The organism is Moraxella catarrhalis (assembly GCF_001632285.1).
Classification (GTDB): Bacteria; Pseudomonadota; Gammaproteobacteria; order Pseudomonadales; family Moraxellaceae; genus Moraxella; species Moraxella catarrhalis.
Genome location: NZ_LWAH01000013.1, coordinates 12,865 through 36,150, shown reverse-complemented (window position 1 = coordinate 36,150; position 23,286 = coordinate 12,865). Strand labels below are relative to the sequence as shown.

The 23,286-nt window shown below is 41.5% G+C and carries 14 protein-coding genes, 3 tRNA genes and 2 pseudogenes; 12 read left to right on the top strand and 7 right to left on the bottom strand.

Annotated features, from left to right (window positions below; translation table 11 throughout):
* Window positions 1-228: 228 nt before the first annotated feature.
* From rimO to A4U55_RS03320, 3 genes are all read right to left on the bottom strand, one after another.
* Window positions 229-1,743: a 30S ribosomal protein S12 methylthiotransferase RimO gene (gene rimO / locus A4U55_RS03330; protein WP_152693476.1), complete on the bottom strand. Its 1,515-nt coding sequence runs from the start codon at window positions 1,741-1,743 to the stop codon at window positions 229-231.
* Between the two features lie 217 nt (window positions 1,744-1,960).
* Window positions 1,961-2,037, bottom strand: a tRNA-Asp gene (locus tag A4U55_RS03325).
* 3 nt (window positions 2,038-2,040) lie between these two features.
* A tRNA-Val gene (locus A4U55_RS03320) sits at window positions 2,041-2,116 on the bottom strand.
* A gap of 625 nt (window positions 2,117-2,741) precedes the next feature.
* Between A4U55_RS03320 and A4U55_RS03315 the strand changes: the two are divergent.
* The 5 genes and pseudogenes from A4U55_RS03315 to A4U55_RS03285 all read left to right on the top strand — a co-directional run bounded on the left by A4U55_RS03315 (window position 2,742) and on the right by A4U55_RS03285 (window position 9,050).
* Window positions 2,742-3,436 (top strand): annotated as a pseudogene (locus tag A4U55_RS03315) (CoA transferase subunit A).
* A 36-nt stretch (window positions 3,437-3,472) separates the two neighbouring features.
* Window positions 3,473-4,104 (top strand): annotated as a pseudogene (locus tag A4U55_RS09180) (3-oxoacid CoA-transferase subunit B).
* A 262-nt stretch (window positions 4,105-4,366) separates the two neighbouring features.
* Complete coding sequence (locus tag A4U55_RS03295) at window positions 4,367-7,231, top strand: TonB-dependent receptor plug domain-containing protein (RefSeq protein WP_003671603.1); 2,865 nt, start codon at window positions 4,367-4,369, stop codon at window positions 7,229-7,231.
* Window positions 7,232-7,369: 138 nt separating this feature from the next.
* A complete protein-coding gene (gene thiI, locus A4U55_RS03290) occupies window positions 7,370-8,827 on the top strand; it encodes a tRNA uracil 4-sulfurtransferase ThiI (RefSeq protein ID WP_036335223.1) in 1,458 nt (485 codons plus the stop codon).
* A 147-nt stretch (window positions 8,828-8,974) separates the two neighbouring features.
* A tRNA-Gly gene (locus tag A4U55_RS03285) sits at window positions 8,975-9,050 on the top strand.
* A 320-nt stretch (window positions 9,051-9,370) separates the two neighbouring features.
* On the opposite strand, the gene A4U55_RS03280 is transcribed toward A4U55_RS03285, so the two are convergent.
* Together A4U55_RS03280 and A4U55_RS03275 are read right to left on the bottom strand one after the other, a co-directional pair.
* Window positions 9,371-10,636 (bottom strand): NnrS family protein, encoded by a 1,266-nt coding sequence (locus tag A4U55_RS03280; protein WP_003659498.1) that lies wholly within the window; start codon window positions 10,634-10,636, stop codon window positions 9,371-9,373.
* Window positions 10,637-10,741: 105 nt separating this feature from the next.
* On the bottom strand, window positions 10,742-11,518 hold the full coding sequence (locus tag A4U55_RS03275; protein WP_003663432.1) for a Crp/Fnr family transcriptional regulator: 777 nt from the start codon (window positions 11,516-11,518) through the stop codon (window positions 10,742-10,744).
* A gap of 183 nt (window positions 11,519-11,701) precedes the next feature.
* Here A4U55_RS03275 and can point away from each other — a divergent pair, with 183 nt between their 5' ends.
* From can to A4U55_RS03240, 7 genes are all read left to right on the top strand, one after another.
* Entirely contained in the window at window positions 11,702-12,334 is a 633-nt protein-coding gene (can, locus tag A4U55_RS03270; protein WP_003657674.1) for a carbonate dehydratase, read from the top strand.
* A gap of 160 nt (window positions 12,335-12,494) precedes the next feature.
* A complete protein-coding gene (locus tag A4U55_RS03265) occupies window positions 12,495-16,250 on the top strand; it encodes a nitrate reductase subunit alpha (protein ID WP_063454003.1) in 3,756 nt (1,251 codons plus the stop codon).
* Between the two features lie 61 nt (window positions 16,251-16,311).
* Window positions 16,312-17,850: a nitrate reductase subunit beta gene (narH, locus tag A4U55_RS03260; RefSeq protein WP_003659504.1), complete on the top strand. Its 1,539-nt coding sequence runs from the start codon at window positions 16,312-16,314 to the stop codon at window positions 17,848-17,850.
* Window positions 17,851-18,651, top strand: a complete 801-nt coding sequence (gene narJ, locus A4U55_RS03255; RefSeq protein WP_063454002.1) for a nitrate reductase molybdenum cofactor assembly chaperone — start codon at window positions 17,851-17,853, stop codon at window positions 18,649-18,651.
* A gap of 2 nt (window positions 18,652-18,653) precedes the next feature.
* Entirely contained in the window at window positions 18,654-19,355 is a 702-nt protein-coding gene (gene narI, locus A4U55_RS03250; RefSeq protein WP_003671612.1) for a respiratory nitrate reductase subunit gamma, read from the top strand.
* A gap of 133 nt (window positions 19,356-19,488) precedes the next feature.
* Complete coding sequence (locus tag A4U55_RS03245; protein WP_003671613.1) at window positions 19,489-20,592, top strand: peptidylprolyl isomerase; 1,104 nt, start codon at window positions 19,489-19,491, stop codon at window positions 20,590-20,592.
* A 29-nt stretch (window positions 20,593-20,621) separates the two neighbouring features.
* Window positions 20,622-21,899, top strand: a complete 1,278-nt coding sequence (locus tag A4U55_RS03240; RefSeq protein ID WP_063454001.1) for a molybdopterin molybdotransferase MoeA — start codon at window positions 20,622-20,624, stop codon at window positions 21,897-21,899.
* A gap of 20 nt (window positions 21,900-21,919) precedes the next feature.
* Here the strand turns inward: A4U55_RS03240 and A4U55_RS03235 are convergent, their stop codons facing one another.
* Window positions 21,920-22,537 carry an ATP-binding cassette domain-containing protein gene (locus tag A4U55_RS03235; protein WP_036335226.1) on the bottom strand — a complete coding sequence of 206 codons (618 nt, stop codon included), beginning with the start codon at window positions 22,535-22,537 and terminating at the stop codon, window positions 21,920-21,922.
* Window positions 22,538-22,587: 50 nt separating this feature from the next.
* Complete coding sequence (gene modB, locus A4U55_RS03230) at window positions 22,588-23,280, bottom strand: molybdate ABC transporter permease subunit (protein ID WP_063454000.1); 693 nt, start codon at window positions 23,278-23,280, stop codon at window positions 22,588-22,590.
* Window positions 23,281-23,286 lie beyond the last annotated feature (6 nt).

Genomic DNA, 23,286 nt, shown 5'->3' with positions numbered 1-23,286 from the left:
AGTGATTGTATCAAAGGCTTGGGTAATTTAGGTAATCCTCCAAGCCTTTGATGGATTCAATCACACAATCAAAGAAAGTTAAAAAGATAAATTTTAGCAAATTTTTAGGGATTTGATAAGCCTAAAAAATCACAATCTTTATAATCAGGTAAAAAGAGGATAAATCTGATCAATGAATTGTTAACCAATTTTGATTGTCAACCAATGCTGATGATTGCAAAACCTGACCTAGCCAAAGCTTGCAAACAAATCATAGTCACTTGCTTCATCAATCACGACTGTCAGCATATCACCTGCTTTGACTGTTGCATCAATATTGTCCACATAGACATGACCATCAATTTCGGGTGCATCAGCATAGCTTCGGCAAATGGCAATATTTTCTTCTGTATCAATTTCATCAACCAAAACAACCAATGTCTTACCAACTTTTTCGGCAAGTTTTTCGGCACTGATTTTTTGTTGTAATGCCATCAAGCGTTCATAACGAGATTGTTTGACTGATTCAGGCACAGGATTGGGTAAATCGTTTGCCACCGCACCTTCAATCTCTGAATAAGTAAAGCAGCCAACACGATCCAAGCGAGCCTTGGTCAGCCAGTCAAGCAGATACTCAAAATCTTCGTCGGTTTCACCAGGAAAGCCTACCACAAAAGTTGAGCGTATGACGATATCAGGGCAAATGGCACGCCATGCTTGAATACGCTCTAAAGTATTTTCGCTCATCGCTGGACGCTTCATGGCTTTTAGTACATTGGGACTGGCATGCTGAAATGGAATGTCCAAATAGGGCAATAAACCTCCCATGCCAGCAGAAGCTGTCATGCTGTCCGCCATAATTTGAACGACTGCATCCACATGTGGGTAAGGATAAACATAGTGCAGTCGTACCCAAATGCCTAATTTTGACATCGCCTCACACATATCATAAAATTTAGACTTAAGCGGCCAACCTTCCCAAAATACAGTTTTATATTTTAAATCCACGCCATAAGCTGAGGTATCTTGAGAGATGACCAAAAGTTCTTTGACGCCTGATTTTTTAAGTGCAACCGCTTCTTTCATGACGCTGTCTATTGGACGACTGACCAAATCGCCACGCAGCGATGGGATAATACAAAAAGTGCAGCGATGATTACACCCTTCAGAAATTTTTACATAGGCATAGTGTTTGGGCGTAAGTTTGATGCCTGCATCATTAATCAAATCAATTTTTGGGTCGTATTCTTTTGATTTGATCGGTTTTGGTACATGATGATTGACCGCAGAAATGACCTCTTCATAAGCATGAGCACCTGTAACCGCCAAAACGGCAGGGTGCATGGTGCGAATTTTTTCGGCGTCTTTACCCAAACAACCTGTAACAATCACTTTGCCATTTTTATTAATCGCTTCACCAATGGCATCCAAAGATTCTTGTACTGCTGACTCAATAAATCCGCAGGTATTCACCACGACCAAATCTGCACCATCATAATCATTGGCAACTTGATAACCCTCATAAGTCAGCTCTGTGATGATGCGTTCACTGTCCACCAATGCCTTGGGGCAGCCAAGTGATACAAAGCCAATTTTTGGAGTGCCATTTGATGTGGATGTCGCCACCGCACCGCTTTGGTCGATACTGCGGTTTTGGTTATGGTTTGCCTTGTGATGATAGGCAGGTTCGCTGGGTAGTGGTGTATTTTGGTGGTTGGTTTTTGGGTGAACTGTTTTTGGATGAAATACGATTGGGCTTGACATAGTTGTTTGGCTCGAATGATACTGGCGAATTAAAATAGCTGGTAAAAATCATCATAGTTTAGCACAACTGCCTTTATTGGGCATCTGAATTTGGCTTGGTGTAGGTGGTATTGGGTGTGCTGACCATACCGACCGATATTTGCCATCAAAGAAAAAATCCCCAAGCCAGGGGAGACTTGGGGAGAAAGTGAAAAGCTCATAAAAGCTACACTAAAAATGGCGCAGCGGACGGGGCTCGAACCCGCGACCCCCGGCGTGACAGGCCGGTATTCTAACCAACTGAACTACCGCTGCATATGGTGGGTGGTAACGGGATCGAACCGCTGACCCTCTGCTTGTAAGGCAGATGCTCTACCAACTGAGCTAACCACCCTAAAATGTTTTTGTTGATAACAGTAATTTTATCAAAGTGACTGTATCAAACAAAGTAGATATGGTGTCAATATATCTTCATTTTAAGTTCTTGAACAAATGTTTGTTTGTTCTTTGTGGTGCGTATTATATAGAAATTTATCACAGTGTCAAATACTTTTTGGATAAATTATTTGATATTTTGGATAAATTTTATAAGCTATTGATATTTAATGGGTTATTTTTTATTATTTACTGATATTTTTGGTACTTTTTGATACGAGTACCATACTTTTAGGTTTGATGATGGGTGCATCTTGATTGATGAGCTGATGGACTTTATTTATATTTTTTAAGTGTACACTTGTAAAAGGGCATGAATTGCGATACAGTGAGATTTTTAATGTTAGACATTGGTTTTATTGATTGTCATTTGGTTAACAAACTAAGCATTTTTAAGGTTGATGGACCATCATCAAAAGGATTTGATTATGTTTCGTACATTTACTGAGCTATCCGTTAAAATGGTGAAAAGCGATCCGCCTTGGCTATTTGGGAGTTTTGATTGTAGGATATTGATTATTTTTGGATAATTAATAATTAAACGGTTAATTTGCTCGATTTTGGTTTTATCAGGAGGGTAAATAATGAACAATAAAGTATATGAAAATGCCAAATCGGCATTGGCGGATATCGTCAAAGATAACCAAACCATCGCAGTGGGTGGGTTTGGTTTATGTGGTATTCCAGAGCAGCTGATTGCTGCACTGTGTGATACTGGTGTTAAAGGCTTAACTTGCATTAGTAATAATGCTGGTGTTGATGATTTTGGCTTAGGATTATTACTAAAAACCCATCAGATTAAAAAAATGATCGCCTCATATGTGGGCGAAAATAAAGAATTTGAACGGCAATTTTTATCAGGTGAGCTGGAGGTTGAATTGACACCTCAAGGCACATTGGCAGAAAAGCTGCGTGCAGGCGGTGCTGGCATTCCTGCTTTTTTACCAAAACAGGTGTCGGTACACAGGTCGCTACTGGCAAAGAAATCAGGCAGTTTGACGGTGAAGATTACATCATGGAACGCTCATTGGTGGCTGATGTGGCATTGGTTAAAGCCTACAAAGCTGACAAGGCAGGCAATTTGATATTTCGCCATACAGCACGCAACTTTAACCCCGATGTCGCCACCGCAGGCAAAATAACTGTGGTTGAGGTTGAAGAGCTTTTAGAGATAGGGGAGATTGATCCAAACAGTGTACATTTGCCTGGTATTTATATACATCATATCATTGTAAATGCTAATCCAGAAAAACGCATCGAGCAGCGTACCATCTCGTAGTGTATCATCATAATATTATTATAAGGAGTATCAGTTATGGCGTGGAATCGTGAACAGATGGCACAAAGAGCCGCCCAAGAGCTGCAAGATGGTTTTTATGTCAATCTTGGTATTGGGCTACCAACCTTAGTTGCCAATTACATTCCAAAGGGTGTTAATGTTATGCTACAGTCTGAAAATGGATTACTTGGCATTGGTACATTTCCTACCGAAGATGACATTGATGCCGATTTAATCAATGCTGGTAAGCAAACAGTGACCGCACAAATGGGTGGCAAGTTTTTAGTAGCTCGCAATCATTTGCGATGATTCGTGGTGGCAAGGTGAATTTGGCAATTTTGGGGGCGATGGAGGTTAGCGAACACGGTGATTTGGCCAACTGGATGATTCTAGGTAAGATGGTTAAAGGCATGGGCGGTGCGATGGATTTGGTTACAGGCGTGCAATGGGTGATTGTATTGATGGAGCATGTTGCCAAAGATGGTTCATTTAAGATAAAATCTAACCGTACCTTACCTTTAACAGGTCAAAAAGTGGTACATCGTATTATTACCGATTTGGCAGTTTTAGACATTACAAATAACGGTTTAACATTAATTGAGTTGGCAGATGGTGTTCATTTTGAAGAATTGCAACATAAAACAGGTGTGCGTATCATTGAAAAATAATTAATAATTTTTTAAATAAATATGATATAAAATAATGAAATGATGACACAAGATTTTATTCAATGAGTGATTGATTATTATGCTTGAAAAATAAACGATAATGATTTATATTGTCTTTTTTTTACATTTTGACAAACTTTTTAACAAATTCTGCCTGATTTTGTGATGATTGGTGATAAAAGTAGGCACAATGTGATGGCATTTGCCATCGTTAAAATGATTAACACAGTCAGCAAAAGCGATGATGATAACAGGTAATACCATGAACCAAATTTTTCATTTGATGACACAAACCAAGCATACAAATCACACCAAAAAGGTGCTAAAACTGAGCATGCTGTCCTTGTGTTTGCTACACATCACCCAAACTGCCATGGCAGAGGATACCCTTAAGGATGTGCCAAAAGCAACGGATTTTTCTGTCATCTTAGATGAGGTTGTTGTAACGGCGACCAACGGCACCAAAAAATCCCAAAAACCCTTTACCAAAGCATCGGCCACCAGCGTGCGAGAAAATGTATTTAATGCCAGTGAGAATATTGACGCCATTGTGCGCAGTGTGCCAGGGGCGTTTACTCAGCAGGATAAATCCTCTGGGCTGGTATCATTAAATGTACGAGGCGATAGTGGATTTGGGCGTGCCAATAGCATGGTTGATGGTGTAACCCAAACCTTTTACAGCACCTCAACCGATGCTGGGCGTGGGGGTGGCACCTCACAGTTTGGTGCGGTGATTGACCAAAATTTCATTGCAGGCGTTGAATTAAACAAAGGCAGTTTTAATGGCAAAGGCGGTATCAACACCTTAACAGGTTCGGCCAATTTTCGTACGCTAAATGCTGATGATGTGATTAAAGATGACAAAAATTTTGGCTTCATTGCCAAGGGTTTGACCGGTAAAAATGCGACGGATAAAAATTTTATGCTGGCAGCTGGCGGACGTGGATGGCTTGATAATGGCAGTATCAGTGCTTTATATGCTTATAGCCACAAAGACATTAGCCAAAATTATAAAGTTGGCGGTGGCGGGACGCACATTGGCAATGTTGGTGATGATTTGCTACTTAGTAAACAAAAACAAGTTTTTGCCAAAGAGCATGCACTCACTTACAATGAAGCCAGCCGTTCCTGGCAAAAAGATTTGACCAAATTAGATAAAGAAACAGGCAAGCCTTTATGGGACAGAAAATATCAATTTGGCGGTAAGTGCTATGGGCTGGGCTGTATTGATACAAAAGAGAAGTTTGATGAATATGTTGCTGACAAACAGCAGCAGTGGCAAAAGCATGGTGCAAAAGAGTACAGCATCACCCCCATTGATATCACCGCCCTAAACCAAACCTCAAAAAGCCATTTGGCAAAAATTCGTTACAACAATGACACCAGCGATGTTGGTCTACAACTGCGTAAAATGGACACCACGATAGGCAGTCGCCGTATCAGCAATGATAATTATCAACTTGATGCTGCTTACAACCCAAATGAGATCATTGATTTAAAAGTGTTGGCAGCCCATAATGTGGGCGTACAAAAATACCCCAAAGGTTCAACTTTTACAGGCTGGAAATTGGATAAAGACTTTGAAACCAAAAACACTGCCAATCTTTTTGACCTGAACAACACTCACACCTTTAATCTGCCAAAGCAAATGGATTTGACCACAACCGTTGGGCTGAACATATTGCATAATGAATATTCAAAAAATCGCTTCCCAGATGAGCTTGGGCTATTTTATACCAATGATTTATTATGTGGCGGCGGTTATGATGCCTGTGGTGGTCGTTTTCAGGGGACAAGCAGCACACTACCAAAAAAATCGGTGATTGTACAGCCCTCAGGCAAACAGCGTTTTCATTCTATTTATTTGGACACATCATTACAAAAAGACAAATATCAGTTAGATTATAGCGTTAATGCCAGTCAGTACCGTTTTAGTGGTGAGCATGCCAGTTATTATAGCAGCCAAAAAGAGTTTCAAGATAAGTTTGGTGAAGATTCGCAAATTTATAAACAGCACTGCTCGCCAAGTTGTGATGTGTATGAGCCTTTGGTAACCACTTCTGGTAAAAAACACGCCATCAACCATTCTGTTACTTTAAGTGCCAAATATGACACAGGTTTTATGCCTTTTGTCAGCTTTGCACGCACGCACAGAATGCCCAACATTCAAGAAATGTTCTTTTCTCAAATTGGTGATGTTGGCGTCAATACTGCATTAAAACCAGAGCAAGCCAATACATATCAGTTGGGTTTTAATGTTTTTAAACGCAATCTATTGACAGACAACGATACTTTGGGGCTAAAAGTAGTGGGTTATCAAAGCCGTATTAACAATTACATTCATAATGTTTATGGTAAATGGTATGACACAAAAAATCCACCCAGTTGGGTGACCAGTGGTGCATTAAAAGGCGATACCATACAGCATCGCAACTGGCAAATGCCTGTGCATAAACAGGGCTTAGAGCTTGAAATCAACTATGATGCTGGGCGATATTTTACCAATTTGTCTTATGCCAGACAAAAGACCGACCAGCCAACCAATTATAGCGATGCCAGCGAGTCCCCACTAAATAGCTCAAAAGAAGACCAATTAACCCAAGGCTATGGGCTAAGCAAAGTGTCAATGTTGCCCAAAGATTATGGTCGTTTTGAACTTGGTGTGCGTGGCTTTGATGACAAACTCACCATAGGCAGTGCGGTGCGTTATTATGGACAAAGCCCACGAGCGACCATTGAACCCAGATACATTGATGGCACGCATGGTGGCAATACATCGCATTCAGATGATAAAGGTGCTCATGTCATCAAGCAAATTGAGATGCTAAAAAGACAGCCTTTGGTGCATGATTTTTATGTTGCTTATGAGCCAATAAAAGATTTGGTGATGCGTCTTGATGTGCAAAATGCGTTTGATAAACTGTATATTGACCCCTTAGATGCCAACAATGATGCCGCCACTCAGCGTTATTATCATTCATATTATAATGATGCAGACGAAGGTGTACCTTGTGCGGCGGGGCAGTTGTGTAAGCCTGATGCAAAATACGGCGGTACTACTCGCTCGGTATTGACCAATTTTGCCAAAGGGCGTTCTTTATTATTTTCAATGACTTATAAGTGGTAGTTGTTTGATTGATGAGTGTAGCTTAAATAACTGGTCTTAATTGATTTTGTGTGATATTTTATGAGTTAAGTTTGCATGCTTGATATGCAAACTTAACTCTTTTTTATGTTGATGTTTTATGGCAAAGTTGAGTATCGTATGAAATTTATCGTCAAATTATTTCCTGAAATTATCATGAAAAGCGACTCAGTTCGCAGGCGTTTTGTCAAAATCTTATCTCATAATATCAAGGCGGTATTATGTCATGTTGATGAACAAGTTTTAGTGATTCGCCATTGGGATTTTATCGAGGTCAGGTCGAGCGATGAAAAAAAATTGCTCATTCGTGATACCCTGCAACGGATTTCAGGCATTCATCATTTTTTGGAGGTGGATGAAAAACCGTATCATAATTTACATGATATTTTTGAGCATACTTATCTAGAATATAAAGATAAACTAATTAATAAATCATTTTGTGTACGAGTAAAACGCCGTGGTAAGACAGAGTTCAACTCAATGGATGCGATGCGATATATTGGCGGTGGTCTAAATCAGTCTATTGACAGTGCAAGTGTGAAGTTAAAAAATCCTGATATTACCATTCATATCGAGATTGATCATGATCATATGATGATTGTTAAGGGTCGTTTTGAGGGCTTGGGTGGATATCCAATGAGTACCCAAGAAGATGTATTATCGCTGATTTCAGGTGGTTTTGATTCTAGTGTGGCAAGCCATATGTTCATGCGTCGTGGTAGCCGTGTGCATTATTGTTTTTTTAATTTGGGCGGTCAGGCACATGAATTGGGTGTCAAGCAGATGGCCTATCATCTATGGTCTCGCTATTCTTTGTCGCATAAGGTATGGTTTATTACGGTAGATTTTGAACCTGTTGTTGCTGAGATATTAAAAACGATTGATGATGGCCATATGGGCGTTGTCCTAAAACGCATGATGGTAAAAGCTGCCAGTCAGATTGCTCAACAAATAAAGATCCAAGCACTGGTGACAGGAGAGGCGATGGGTCAGGTGGCAAGCCAAACATTAACCAATCTTAATGCGATTGATGCAGCATCATCTACATTGATTTTACGCCCTTTAATTACCAGTGATAAAGAAGATATCATAAAAATGGCAGAAAAAATTGGCACGGCAAACATTGCCAAGTCAATGCCTGAGTATTGCGGTGTTATCTCAAAATCACCCACGGTCAAGGCACTTAAGTCTAAGATTTTGGAACAAGAAGCAAATTTTAATTTTGAGATTTTAAATTATGCCATACAGACAGCCAAATTTAGTGATATCCGAGATTTGAATATTCATGAAAAAATTGTGACTGCTGAAGTGGTGCAACACATCACATCACAGCAGGTGGTATTAGATATTCGTATGCCAGATGAAGTAGATGACAAGCCACTTAAGGTAGATGCTGCCGTGATTACGCTGCCATTTTATAAGTTGCTATCAGAATTTGATCAACTTGACCCCACCAAAACCTATTTGTTATACTGCCAACAAGGCGTGATGAGTCGATTGCAAGCAGCCCAACTATTGGCAAAAGGGCATCATAATGTCAAAATATTTAAACCATCATCACCCCAAAGTGGTCTGTAGGCATGGATTAACTCATCAAATTTCACCCTGATATCAGCGTGTTATCAAAGGGGTAGGGTGTGTTCATCGTTCACCGAAAAAAGTTTAAAAAATGCTTGAAAAAATGCTTGACATTGAATAAATTTGGCATATAATATGCCACACAAAGCGGGAATAGCTCAGTTGGTAGAGCACGACCTTGCCAAGGTCGGGGTCGCGAGTTCGAATCTCGTTTCCCGCTCCAAATTTTAAAAAGTCCAAATCGAAAGATTTGGGCTTTTTTGTTGTTGAAGTTACTCATTTTAAGCATTTTAAAATTAATCAAGCAAAAGAATTTGCAAAAAGAAAACAATCATATCAAAGGCGTTGAACATTTTGATTGTAAGCTACTAAATCGAATAGCTAGAAAATGTAACGGTATGTACTCGAAAGCTTTTATCTTTTATCAACGAATACAATCTTAGGTTTAACATTGGTAGCGTACTTATTTTGCATGTTTGATACATGATAAGTATTGTGGCTGTAAGTTGGTTTTATAAATGAATATCTAAATGTTTATTTACATTATCCAAAAAGTCCATCGGTTCTTGGTTTTACTAAGATGCCCACATAACAAAGACAAAATATCACAAAAGACGCTATCCACAATACTTGTGATAATAACATGAGCGGCATATAGCTATCATTAAAAAATAGCGGTAAGACCACACGAAATATGCCACACAAAATCATCAACATGAACATTAATGACACAGTGGCAGGGGGCTGATGGATATTTCTGCCAGTATGTCCAAGCGACACCCGAGCCATCATGGCAATCGTCATCAGTCCAATGCCAAACACCGCCAAACCATGTAGTCCAAGCGTGTGGATATTAACAGAGCTAAACCAATTTAACTGTGTGGCAATCGGATAAAGTACAAACATCGCCAAACTTATCGTCATGCCAAAAAATGCAATGATGAGTGACCACAGCAGGGGCTTTTGCCAGATGGCGTGGTGATACCAGTTTTTTAGGCGTGCCAAATTAGCCATCAAACATACTAACGCACACACGCCAGCAATCATGGGCTGTTTGATGAACAAATCAAAAATGATGAATCCAAAAAAACCAAATAAATTGAGCCTGTCCAGTAGATCGGAGTTTTTTTGTTCAAGCTGCATGCCATTTGGTGTGCCATCATGATTGACGCTGATGCCTTTGGTAATAAAGAATGGCAAAACACGCCGTGCAATGGTAAACACTACACCAATCACCAAATATAAGGCAAAATATAAGGCGATTTGCTGTGTGTTGTGATGATTTATCAGCACGCCCACATAAAAAGCAACCTGAGTCAAACCTAATAGTAAAAGTTTGGTAATGATACCAATTTGACGTTTTTGGCGAACAGCCCACACCGCTTTGATGACAGCAAAAGCAGTCATGCCCCAAAATATCATGTCAAATACAAAAGCCGCCATGAACAGGGCAATGCTAGGTGTGACATGAAGCCCAAACCAGATAAAGCGAGATACCGCCCACGCCCCAAATATCGCCCCCAAATGCCAGCCATAAGGCATGGGCTGATTTGTCCATGTTTTGACTGCCGTTAATAAAAACCCTGCAATCACTGCTAAAGCATAACCAAACACCATCTCATGACCATGCCAATAAAAGGGCGTAACCACGCCTTGAAAAGGAGCAAACCCTTGTAATATCACCAGCCAAAGCAGCATACTTATCACAGCAAACACCGCCGAACCCACAAAAAATATGCGAAAACCCAAATTTAAAATGGGATGGGGAGATGTTGGGCGTTTGGCGGTGTTTTGGATATTCATAAGCATGGCGAATCTTTGAATTGTTATTACGATTGTCGAAAAAGTAATCTGCTGATTAAATCACTATTTTTAAAATATTATCTCATCAAAAATGAAATAGCGTTTGTGTGGTCATTGTTCCACCATCTGTTCTAGGTGTTCGGATTTTAAAATAGTGTATTGTACACCATTTACGCTAATAATTTGCTGATTTATCAAAGATCGCAAAGTTCGGCTGAGTGTTTCAGCACGGATACTTAGTAGGCTTGCAAGATTTTTTTGACTCATGGATATCTCTATTTTGCTGTTATTGTCAGCATGGCATAATAGATAATAAGCTACTTTCGCTTGTGCAGTTTTCAGGCTTAATAAATCATACAATAAAAACTGTGTCGAGATTTGCTCATACATTTGCTCTGCATACCAAGTAAATATCGTAGCTAAAGACAAGTTGTTGAATGTTTTCTTTATTTCATGAATGGGTAAAATGGCAACATAGCTATTTTGTGAAGCTTTGGCGGTTAACTGATGGCAGCTATTTTTTCCAAATGAGTTATATTGATTATACGCAAGCATCTCATCTTGTTTTTCATCACACTTATCTACTTTTAAATTAGGCAGGCTTTCATTGATCATCTGTACCTGATGGATATGAGTTTTATTTGTATCAAATCTGTTTATTAGGCTTTCTTGACCATTGGGCTGCTGACGATAGCAATGGATTGCACCTTCTAATAAAAAATATAAATAACGCACTTTAGCATATTGCAAATAAATCAAACTGCCTTTGGGGTAGTAGTGAATCGTTGCTGCCGAAATTGAAAGTTTCTTATTGGTTGTTGCAAAAATAGGGTGGCAGCTCAAGCTCTGAAGATAAACAACTTTTTTTTCATCATAGAGTTTTTTCATGGCTAAAGAGAGGGTAATTTAGATTGAAGTATTGTAAATATTTACAGATATTAGCCATAGTATGCTTAGGTAGAAAGCAGCCAGCCAAGCTTACTACTTTAGGGTAGTGCCTTAACCATTTAGAGCATAGCTAGGTATTGATAGCTGATTTATGCTAAAACCAAATCAACTCTGGGGGTGTGCATGCATGTAACATTAAGTGATTTGTTAAATAACAACCAATATTGGGCACAGTCACTGACAGCGCGTGATCCTGACTATTTTCCAAGACTCTCAAAGGCGCAGTCACCCAAATATTTATGGATCGGCTGCTCTGACAGTCGTGTGCCCGCCAATGAAGTGGTAGGCGTCATGCCAGGAGAGCTTTTTGTGCACCGCAATGTCGCAAATATGGTAGTTTCAACTGATATGAATTTGTTATCGGTGTTACAGTTTGCGGTAGATGTACTTAGGGTTGAGCATATTATCGTATGTGGTCACTATGGTTGCGGCGGCGTTAAAGCGGCGCTTAGTCAGCAAGAATATGGTCTGATAGATAACTGGCTTAGACCGTTGAAAGGAATGCGTTACCAATATCGTGAGGCTTTTGAGGGTTTAACTGATAAAGAGGAGCTTGATTTATTATGCCAAATCAATGTTAAGCGTCAGGTCACTAATGTTTGCCATACTACCATAGTGCAAAATGCTTGGTATCAAGGCAGACAACTTTCGGTACATGGCTGGATTTATGACATGAATAGTGGGCTGATTGAGGACTTGGGCGTGAGTATTAGTAACGCACAACAGCTGGCATCGGCATTTATCTATTCGCATTAATAAAATTAAAGCAGTCATTCAACTACGCCCAAAGAAGTATCTAATGATAGCCATTTAGGCAATAGTTAGGTAACCAATAAATTTTTATAATCAATGTTAGCTTGGTGTTTCGATTGTCGCTAGCCAGCTAAGCTCTTTTTATAATAACGAGGAAAGCAAAATGAGCCATTTACTCGACCAACTGCGATTTTTTAAAAGAAAACAAGGTGAATTTGCCAACAGCCACGGTGAGACTCGCCATGAAAACCGTGAATGGGAAAACAGCTATCGGGCACGCTGGTCATATGACAAAGTGGTGCGTTCTACACATGGGGTGAACTGCACAGGTTCATGCTCTTGGAAAATCTATGTCAAAAATGGTCTGGTAACCTGGGAGACACAACAGACGGACTATCCTCGCACTCGCCCAGATTTGCCCAACCATGAGCCTCGTGGCTGTCCTCGTGGGGCAAGCTATAGCTGGTATATGTATTCTGCCAACCGCTTAAAATACCCAAAAGTGCGTAAACCATTATTAAAATTATGGCGTGAAGCCAAAGCCAAACATACCGATCCTGTTTTGGCATGGGCAAGCATTGTTGAAAACCCTACCAAATCTGCTGAATACAAGTCAAAACGAGGCTTGGGTGGTTTTGTACGCTCATCTTGGCAAGAGTGTGCAGAAATCATTGCAGCAGCCAATGTTTACACCGCTAAGACCTTTGGTCCTGACCGCATCATTGGTTTTTCACCCATTCCTGCGATGTCCATGCTCAGTTATGCGTCAGGGTCAAGATATTTATCGCTCATAGGTGGTGCATGCTTGTCGTTTTATGATTGGTATTGCGACCTGCCGCCAGCTTCTCCCATGGTTTGGGGTGAGCAGACCGATGTTGCTGAATCTGCTGATTGGTACAATTCCGATTATATCATTGCGTGGGGTTCAAATGTGCCACAAACCCGTACGCCTGACGCTCACTTTTTTACCGAGGTGCGTTATAAAGGCACAAAAACGGTTGCCATTACCCCAGATTATGCCGAAATTGCCAAACTTTGTGACCTATGGCTGAACCCAAAACAAGGCACAGATGCCGCCTTGGCTCAAGCATTTTGCCATGTCATCATCAAAGAGTTTTATCTGAAATCTCAAAGTGATTACTTCCAAGACTATGCCAAACGCTACACGGATTTACCCATGTTGGTGGTGCTTGAAGAAAAAGACGATAAGTTTAAAGCAGGGCGTTTTTTACGGGCATCTGACTTAATTGACAATTTAGGTCAAGAAAATAATCCTGAATGGAAAACCATCGCCATGAACCAAAATGGTGAGCTTGTTTCACCTTATGGCTCAATCGGTTATCGCTGGGGTGAAACAGGGCGTTGGAATTTGGAAAATAAAGAAGGTCAACATAATGGCGACGTGGATTTGACTTTGTCATTAAAAGGTTCTGGCGAGACGGCAAGCGTTGGTTTGGACTATTTTGGTGGTGATGAACACCCCTATTTTACCGCTGCCGCTGGTGATGCCATTCAGTATAAAAACATTCCTTGCCATACCATCAGTCTTGCCAATGGACAAACCGCCAAAGTCGCCACCGTTTTTGATTTGATGGTTGCCAATTTGGGGGTTGATAATGGGCATGGTGGTCAAAATGTCACCGATGATTACAATGATGCCAACATCGCAGGTACGCCTGCTTGGCAAGAAAAAATCACTGGTGTCAGTCGTGAAAAGGTGATTCAAATCGCCCGTGAATTTGCCGAAAATGCCCACAAAACTCAAGGCAAATCCATGGTCATCATCGGAGCAGGCATGAACCACTGGTATCATCTTGACATGAATTATCGTGGTGTGATTAATATGCTGATGCTCTGTGGCTGTATTGGCAAATCAGGGGGTGGCTGGGCTCACTATGTGGGTCAAGAAAAGCTCAGACCACAATCTGGTTGGGCGCCTGTTGCGTTTGGATTGGATTGGCACAGACCACCACGCCACATGAATAGTACAAGCTTTTTTTACAATCACTCAAGCCAATGGCGACATGAAACTGTCTCTGCCCATGAATTGCTTTCATCTCATGCCAATAAATCGCAATTTCCAGAGCATATGCTCGATTACAACATTAAAGCTGAGCGGGCAGGTTGGTTGCCATCTGCCCCCCAATTAAACCAAAATCCACTGACCATTGCCTCCCAAGCAAAAGCCAAAGGCATGAGTGTTCAAGATTATGTGGTTGAAAGTCTGCACAATGGGTCATTGCGTTTTGCTGCCGAACAACCCGACAATCCGCAAAATTTCCCACGCAATATGTTTATCTGGCGGTCAAACTTACTGGGTTCATCAGGTAAAGGGCATGAGTACATGCTCAAATACTTGTTAGGGACAAAAAATGGCTTATTGGGTGATGAAACGGTACAAACTGGCTTTAAACCCAACGAAATTGACTTTGTTGAAAATGCCCCAACGGGTAAAATTGATTTGGTAACCACCTTAGACTTTAGAATGTCCAGCACATGTTTGTATTCTGACATTGTACTGCCCACCGCCACATGGTACGAAAAAGAAGACATCAACACATCAGACATGCACCCATTTATCCACCCATTCACCGCTGCCACTGACCCTGCGTGGGAAGCAAAAACTGACTGGGAGATTTATAAATACATCGCTAAGGCATTCTCTCGCCTTTGTGTTGGGCATTTGGGAACACAAACCGATGTGGTTACCTTACCCATGCAACATGACAGTGCCGATGAATTGGCTCAACCCTTTGGTGGCACAGATTGGAAAAGTGCAGGTGAAAAACCCATACCCGGCATTAATTGCCCACTCATCAAAGTTGTGGAACGAGATTATCCCAGCACCTATGCCAAGTTCACTTCTCTTGGTCCTTTAATGGACAAGCTTGGTAATAACTCTAAAGGCATTGACTGGGACACCAAAGAAGAAGTGCAACAATTGGGGCAGTTAAATTATCGCATTCATGATGACAGCGTCGCCAACACACGCCCCAATATGAGCAGTGTCGTCAATGCCATTGAAACCGTACTGATGCTTGCCCCAGAAACCAACGGTCATGTTGCGGTTAAAGCATGGGCAGAATTATCCAAAAAAACAGGACGTGACCACACTCATTTGGCAAAAGCCAGTGAGCATGAAAAAATCCGCTTTAATGACATTGTTGCCCAACCCAGAAAAATCATTTCAAGTCCCACATGGTCAGGGCTTGAATCTGACAAAGTCAGCTACAACGCAGGCTACACCAATGTGCATGAACTGATTCCATGGCGGACAATCACAGGCCGTCAGCAATTTTATGTTGAGCACCCTTGGATACAAGCCTTTGGCGAACAAATGCAACAATACCGTCCGCCAATTGACACCAAAACCACCCAAGCATTTAAAAAATATCAATCCAATGGCAACAAAGAAATTGTGCTTAATTTTTTAACACCACACCAAAAATGGGGCATTCACAGTACCTATTCAGAAAACCTATTGATGCTCACCTTAAGTCGTGGTGGTCCAATTGTTTGGATAAGTGAGATTGATGCCCAAAAAGCAGGCATTGAAGATAATGATTGGATTGAAGTCTTTAATGCCAACGGGGCAATCACCGCCCGTGCGGTGGTCAGCCAGCGAGTCAAAGAAGGCATGACCATGATGTACCATGCTCAAGAAAAACTGGTGAATATCCCAGGTTCTGAAAACTCAGGTACTCGTGGTGGTATTCACAACTCGGTTACTCGCACCATCTTAAAGCCCACTCACATGATTGGTGGTTATGCCCAATTCTCTTATGGCTTTAACTACTATGGTACGGTTGGTTGTAACCGTGATGAATTTGTTGTGGTGCGTAAAATGGCAAATATTGACTGGCTAGAGGGCAAGGCTGATGATGAATTGCCACGCCCATTACCCACCACTTTGGACTGATGATTTTACAACATATCATGACACATTTTACTAAGCTGTCGCTAGGTCAAGGAAAATTAAAATGAAAATTCGCTCACAAGTTGGCATGGTGTTAAACCTTGATAAATGTATCGGTTGCCATACCTGCTCAGTCACTTGTAAAAATGTTTGGACCAGCCGAGAGGGCATGGAATACGCATGGTTTAACAATGTGGAATCCAAACCCGGTATCGGTTATCCAAAAGAATGGGAAAACCAAGGTAAATGGAAAGGTGGTTGGATACGCAATGCAGATGGCTCAATTAATCCCAAAATTGGGGGTAAATTTAGAGTGCTTGCCAATATTTTTGCCAACCCAGATTTGCCCATGATAGATGACTATTATGAACCATTTGACTTTGACTACCAACATCTGCATACCGCCCCAATTGGTGAACATCAGCCCATTGCACGCCCTCGCTCCTTAATTACAGGCAAACGCATACAAAAAATTGAATGGGGGCCAAATTGGGAAGAGATTCTTGGGTCAGAGTTTGCTAAGCGTCGCCGTGATAAGAATTTTGATGACATACAAGCTGACATCTATGGGCAATATGAAAACACCTTTATGATGTATTTGCCACGCCTATGTGAGCATTGTCTAAACCCAACTTGTGTGGCATCTTGTCCAAGTGGGGCAATTTATAAGCGTGAAGAAGATGGCATCGTGCTGATTGACCAAGACAAATGCCGTGGCTGGCGTATGTGCATCTCAGGCTGCCCTTACAAAAAAATCTATTACAACTGGAAATCGGGCAAATCAGAAAAATGTATCTTCTGTTACCCCCGTATTGAAGCAGGCATGCCCACCATCTGCTCTGAAACTTGTGTCGGTCGCATTCGCTACCTTGGCGTATTATTGTATGATGCAGACAAAATCCACGAAGTTGCCAGCCTATCAAACGAACAAGATTTATACCAAGCACAACTTGATATTTTCTTAGACCCACATGACCCTAAAGTCATCAAACAAGCCTTACAAGACGGCGTGCCAATGAGCGTCATCGAATCTGCTCAAAAATCCCCTGTCTATAAACTGGCAGTCGATTGGAAGCTTGCTCTGCCCTTGCACCCAGAATACCGTACCTTGCCTATGGTGTGGTATGTGCCACCATTATCACCCATTCAAAACGCCGCCGAAGCAGGTCAAGTGGGCATGGACGGACTGATTCCAGATGTGGACAGTTTACGCATTCCGTTAAAATACCTTGCCAACATGCTCACCGCAGGCGATGAAGAGCCTGTACGCTTGGCATTAAAACGCCTGCTTGCCATGCGAAGCTATAAACGCCTACAATTGGTTGAAAAACAAGATGCTCAAGAAGTGTTAGACGCTGTTGGCTTAAGCGTTGCCCAAGTGGAAGACATGTACCGCTATCTTGCCATTGCCAACTATGAAGACCGTTTTGTTATCCCAACCGCTCACCGTGAAGAAGCCCTAAGCGATGCGTTTGCTGAACGCAATGGTTGTGGCTTTACCTTTGGTAATGGTTGTACAGGAGGTAATGACACCCACATGTTTGGACAAAAGAAAAATAATAAGCGTGATTTTATCAAAACCGTACAAACATGGGAGCTATAAATGACATCTACCACAGACATGAAACTGCTTAAAGTCATCAGCTTGCTCATGGATTACCCTGAACACGAACTGTTTATCGATGATAACTTAGACCAATGCAAACAGCTTGTCATGCAAAGCCGTCTTATCAGCCCTGAGGTGCGACAAGACATCGCCACCTTAATTGACCAGATGGCTGCACTCGGTGAGCTAGAAGCACAAGCCAAATATGACAGCCTATTTGAGCGAGGTCGTTCCTTATCTTTATGGCTATTTGAACATGTTCATGGTGAAAGTCGAGACCGTGGGCAAGCCATGGTGGATTTAATGGCTCAATATGACATGGCTGGATTTGAGATTAACGCAAAAGAATTGCCTGACTATCTACCGATGTATTTGGAATTTTTATCCCACCAAGCCACCATCAACCATGATGAGATGCAGATTCGTGAAGAAATTGCCAATATTAGCCACATTGTTACCTTATTGGCGGCTCGCTTAATGGATAAAAACAGCCACTATGTTGGTCTATTTAAAGCATTGTTGCAAATCGCAGGTGAACCACTGAGTGTCATTGACCAACAGCTTGCCAAAATGCACAAAGACAACCAACCTGCTGATGACACCACCGAAGCGATTGACAAAGCATGGGAAGAAGAAATGGTGGATTTTTTGGGAGCAGAACAACAAAACTGCCCATCAAACCAAACCAAACAGCGTATCGCAAACCTACAAGGTGAACACGCTCAACGCCAAGCCGAAGTTCCTGTGCATTGGGTTGACTTCAACCAATCCGCCAAAGCCACCACACAAGGAGTCTGATTATGAACACAACAAACCCAGAAGATTGGTTACATGTCTTTTTATTTGGCATTTATCCCTACATCGCCTTGACAGTGTGCATCTTTGGTTGTTGGGCAAGATTTGATTTGTCTCAATACACATGGCGTGCAGGCTCAAGTCAAATGCTGTCAGATAAAGGCATGCGATTGGCAAGCAATTTATTTCATATTGGCATCATTGTCGTATTGCTTGGGCATTTTTTTGGCATGTTTACCCCCCATTTTATTTATGAACGCATCATCACCGCACCACAAAAACAACTGATGGCAGTGATTGTTGGTGGCATTGCAGGGATAATGTGCTTAATTGGGCTTATCATGTTAATTTGGCGACGCTTTACCAACCCACGCATCAGCCACACCTCAACTTTTAGCGATAAGATGTTACTGTTAATTATTTTGCTTCAATTGGTCATGGGACTTGCAACCATTTGGTCATATCCGACGCATCGTGATGGTGCATTGATGTTAAGCTTGGCAGGGTGGGCACAAAACTTGGCGATATTACGCCCAGTCTACGCCGCTTCATTGGTAGAAGATGCTGGACTGGTTTATAAAATGCACATGTTCTTAGGCACAACCTTAATCTTACTTGTGCCATTTACTCGCTTAATCCATATCATTTCTGCCCCAATTTGGTATCTTGGCAGGCGTTATCAAATTGTCCGCCAAAAGAGATCTTAGTAAGTAATACGGAATAATAACAACAATAATAAAATACTGTGCCATTGCCACAAAGACTGCATTCTTGTCTTTGTGGTTTTTTATCACCAGAAAGTGTCTTTAAAATGATGAATTTGCATTCTCCTAAAGAAGTATGGTGAATAGACTCTTTATTTTGGATAATGATTTTATTATCCATATTTTCATTGTAACCATTATTAGAGGTCTTATGAGCGTTGGAACCTATATACCGACTCAACAAACAATTCAAAATATATGCGCAGATGAACATAATGATTCTACTAAGCTCATCAAAGTATTGAATATAGAGAATTTGGCTCAAAAGAGCGATAATATTCGTATTATGCCAACTTCTAAAGACTTGGGCAGACCTTCATCTGATGCTCAATTTATCAAGCAAGCATTAGATAAAGAGATTTTTGACAGCACCAATCTAATCGCCTCAAGCCACCAAACTTTACCAAATATCACTGTAAATGGCGTAGCAATAGACCCCAAAGCAGTAGCTGCCGAAGTGCAGTATCATCCTGCTAATAGCCAAGAAGAAGCATTATTTTTAGCAGCTCAAGCCTTAGTTATGCGTGAATTACTGCGTCAAGAAGTGATTGAGTGCTTGGGCGAGAGGGCGTGGCTAGAGAATGAAGAAGCTACCATCGCTAAGCTGTTAGAGCAGCAAGTCATCGCTAAATCTCCAGACAAGGCAAGCTGTCAGAATTACTATCATGCTAATCAAGTTGAATTTGTTAGTACGCCAATAATGACGCTTCGCCATATTTTGCTTGCGTGTCCACCACAAGAGGGTGAAGAGCGTATTGAATTAAAAAAGCAAGCTCGCCAATTGATCGATCGGCTTAATCAAAGCCACAATCGAGATAGTGATTTTATTGAGTTTGCACGTCGATACTCTGCCTGCCCTTCAAAAGATGATGGCGGTGAACTGGGTGTATTACAAAAAGGCAGTACCGTGCCTGAATTTGAGAGTGCCGTATTTGCTTTGCCAGTTGGTATCAGTATTAATCCGATTGAAACACGATATGGGATCCATGTGATTGAAGTTCTACAAAAGCAGGAGGGTAGGCAGCTGAGCTTTGAAGAGGCATATCCTATCATTGAAAATCATCTTAAGCAGCAGTCATTTCATCATAGTTTGTGTGACTATTTATTTGAATTGAGCCAAAAGGCTGATATTATTGGCATTGAGCTTAAGATGAATGAGCAAAATATATATCGTGGCTGATTTATAATAAATTTATAAAAGGAAAACACATGATTAGTGTAGATGAGCTTCAAAAATCAATTATCAGTCGCATGGACGAGTATTTGAATATTGATAATCCTTTGGTATCCAGACAGAGGGTAGTACTGGCTTTAAACGATGCACTTAATCACATATTGGCAGTTGATATTAATGCAAATCTCGATATACCACGCCAGAATGTTTCGGCAATGGATGGATTTGCCTTGGTTGCACAAAGCCAACTACAGCAGGGTGATGGTTTTACCGTCATAGGCGAGTCTTGTGCAGGCACGCCGTTTAGTGGCGAGATTTTGCCTAATCAAGCGGTGCGTATCTTTACAGGAGCGGTTGTACCAGAGGGTTGTGATACGGTAGTGATGCAAGAACATACTACTTTTGATCAAATTAACATAACTGATAAATCTCAGCCTTATTACATTGTACTAACCAAGCCTGCTAAAGCCAGTGCCAATATCCGCTACCAAGGCGAAGAGATTGCTCAAGGTGATACCTTGCTTAGTGCAGGTAAGCGTCTGAATCCCAGTGATATTAGTCTACTGTCTAGCATGGGATATGATGAAATTGAAGTGTTTTCACCACTTAGAATTGGTCTAATAGCCACAGGCGATGAGCTGGTTTCCATTGGTCAGCCATTGAGTGATTTGGCTCAGATTTATAATTCAAACACACCAACTTTAAAGGCACTATTAAGAAAATTGCCTATCATAATCAAGGATTATGGCATTGTCAAAGATGTGTTTGATGAGACTTATGAAGTGGTAAAGCGTGCCATTGAAGAATGTGACATAATTATCTCTAGCGCTGGTGTTTCTGTCGGTGACTATGATTTTTTAACCGAAGTGGTGAGAAGCTTGGGTAAAATTAATCACTATAAAGTTGCTATGAAGCCAGGCAAGCCGTTTGTTTTTGGTGAATTTGCTGCTGATGCGCGTAAAGTGTTATATTTTGGGTTACCGGGCAATCCACTTTCTACAGTAGTTGGCTGTATTAACTTTGTGCGTCCAGCACTATGGCAGGCACTAGGGGCAATAGATGCACCTCTTACCTTACATCTGCCTGCGATTACGACGGCAAACATCAAGAAAAGTGTAGGTAGGCGAGAGTATCAGCGCGGCTATTTTGAAATGAGTGAAAAAAAATTACAAGTCACACCATCAAGTGCGCAAGACTCGCACCGCATCAAACAATTGTCTCAAGCCAACTGTCTAATTGTGCTTGATGAAAATAGTGTGGGTGCGAATAAAGGCGAGCAGGTGATAATTCAGCTATTTGATTGGGTGGTGTGAGTTGCACTGACCATTTGATTTTATAAGTAATAAATCTCATCAGTCAGTTGCTGGATTTCTGATTTGTCATGGCTGACATACAGCATGGGAATGTGAGTGGTGCGGATAATCTGCTCAAAAAATGGCAAAATCTCTTGTTTGTGAATGCTGTCTAGGGCGGATAATGGTTCATCTAAAAGTAACAAATTTGGTGAATAAAGCAACGCCCGCCCAAGTGCCACTCGCTGTTTTTCACCGCCTGATAGTTTGGTGGGCATACGCTGGGTCAGATGCCCCAATTTTAACAGCTCAATGATTTCATCAGGGTGAAAGCGTCTTTGGTCATCATCAATGTTGTGATAGCCAAATAGCAAATTATTCATCACCGATTTATGGGGGAAAATTTGGGCATCTTGAAACACCAAGCCCACTCGTCGCTGCTGAATGGGTATGTTGATTTTTTTTTCGCCATCAAACCAGGTTTGCCCATTGATACGGATACTGCCATTTTTTGGGGCATTTAGCCCTGCGATGGTGTGTAAAATGCTGGTTTTGCCAGAGCCTGAAATCCCAAATAGCCCCATGACAGGCTGTGATGATTGTAAATCAACGGATAAATCCAGCCTGCCAAGCACTAGCTGAAATTGACAATCAAATATCAAAGGGTTATCTTTTGATGTTTGGGCGGTTTGTGTTTGTGCGGTTTGTGTCATTGTGCAAGCCTTCTTTTTTGATAACGGGCATACCACTGCGACAACCATAATGCCGAAAACGCCACCCCAACCGACAACATCAACAATCGCATGATTTGGGCGTCGCTGTCAGGTTGTTGTAGTAGGCTATAAATCGCCAATGGCAAGGTGCGAGTCTCCCCCGATATGTTGCCCACAAAGGTGATGGTTGCCCCAAATTCGCCCAAACTGCGACAAAACGATAAAATCGCCCCAATCACAATCCCAGCACCCGCCAGTGGCAAGGTTATCTGAAAAAATGCCTGTAAACGACTTGCCCCCAATGACATGGCGGTCAGTTCAAGGCGTTTATCCACCAATTCAATGGCAAGGCGTACCGATTGCACCATCAAGGGAAAGCCCATGACCGCTGATGCCAATACCGCCCCTTTCCAATTAAATGCCAAATCAAAGCCCAACTGTGATAAATATTGTCCGATGATCCCTTGATTGCCAAATAAGACCAGCAAAATATAGCCTGGCACAACAGGGGGCAGAACTAAGGGCAAAAACACAAGGGTTTCAAACAAAGACTTGCCAAAAAAATCTTTGCGAGCCAACAGCCAACCCATGGCAATCGCTGGCAATAGGTTGACCAGAAGGCTCACGCTTGCGATTTGATAGGACAGTTTGATGACTGCCATCTCATCAGGCGACAGTGTTAGGTTCATGATTAT

What these genes read in the sequence shown, in the direction of transcription:
- rimO (WP_152693476.1), bottom strand. Translation starts at nt 1,743, where the DNA reads ATGTCAAGCCCAATCGTATTTCATCCAAAAACAGTTCACCCAAAAACC.
- A4U55_RS03295 (WP_003671603.1), top strand. Translation starts at nt 4,367, where the DNA reads ATGAACCAAATTTTTCATTTGATGACACAAACCAAGCATACAAATCAC.
- thiI (WP_036335223.1), top strand. Translation starts at nt 7,370, where the DNA reads ATGAAATTTATCGTCAAATTATTTCCTGAAATTATCATGAAAAGCGAC.
- A4U55_RS03280 (WP_003659498.1), bottom strand. Translation starts at nt 10,636, where the DNA reads ATGCTTATGAATATCCAAAACACCGCCAAACGCCCAACATCTCCCCAT.
- A4U55_RS03275 (WP_003663432.1), bottom strand. Translation starts at nt 11,518, where the DNA reads ATGAAAAAACTCTATGATGAAAAAAAAGTTGTTTATCTTCAGAGCTTG.
- can (WP_003657674.1), top strand. Translation starts at nt 11,702, where the DNA reads ATGCATGTAACATTAAGTGATTTGTTAAATAACAACCAATATTGGGCA.
- A4U55_RS03265 (WP_063454003.1), top strand. Translation starts at nt 12,495, where the DNA reads ATGAGCCATTTACTCGACCAACTGCGATTTTTTAAAAGAAAACAAGGT.
- narH (WP_003659504.1), top strand. Translation starts at nt 16,312, where the DNA reads ATGAAAATTCGCTCACAAGTTGGCATGGTGTTAAACCTTGATAAATGT.
- narJ (WP_063454002.1), top strand. Translation starts at nt 17,851, where the DNA reads ATGACATCTACCACAGACATGAAACTGCTTAAAGTCATCAGCTTGCTC.
- narI (WP_003671612.1), top strand. Translation starts at nt 18,654, where the DNA reads ATGAACACAACAAACCCAGAAGATTGGTTACATGTCTTTTTATTTGGC.
- A4U55_RS03245 (WP_003671613.1), top strand. Translation starts at nt 19,489, where the DNA reads ATGGTGAATAGACTCTTTATTTTGGATAATGATTTTATTATCCATATT.
- A4U55_RS03240 (WP_063454001.1), top strand. Translation starts at nt 20,622, where the DNA reads ATGATTAGTGTAGATGAGCTTCAAAAATCAATTATCAGTCGCATGGAC.
- modB (WP_063454000.1), bottom strand. Translation starts at nt 23,280, where the DNA reads ATGAACCTAACACTGTCGCCTGATGAGATGGCAGTCATCAAACTGTCC.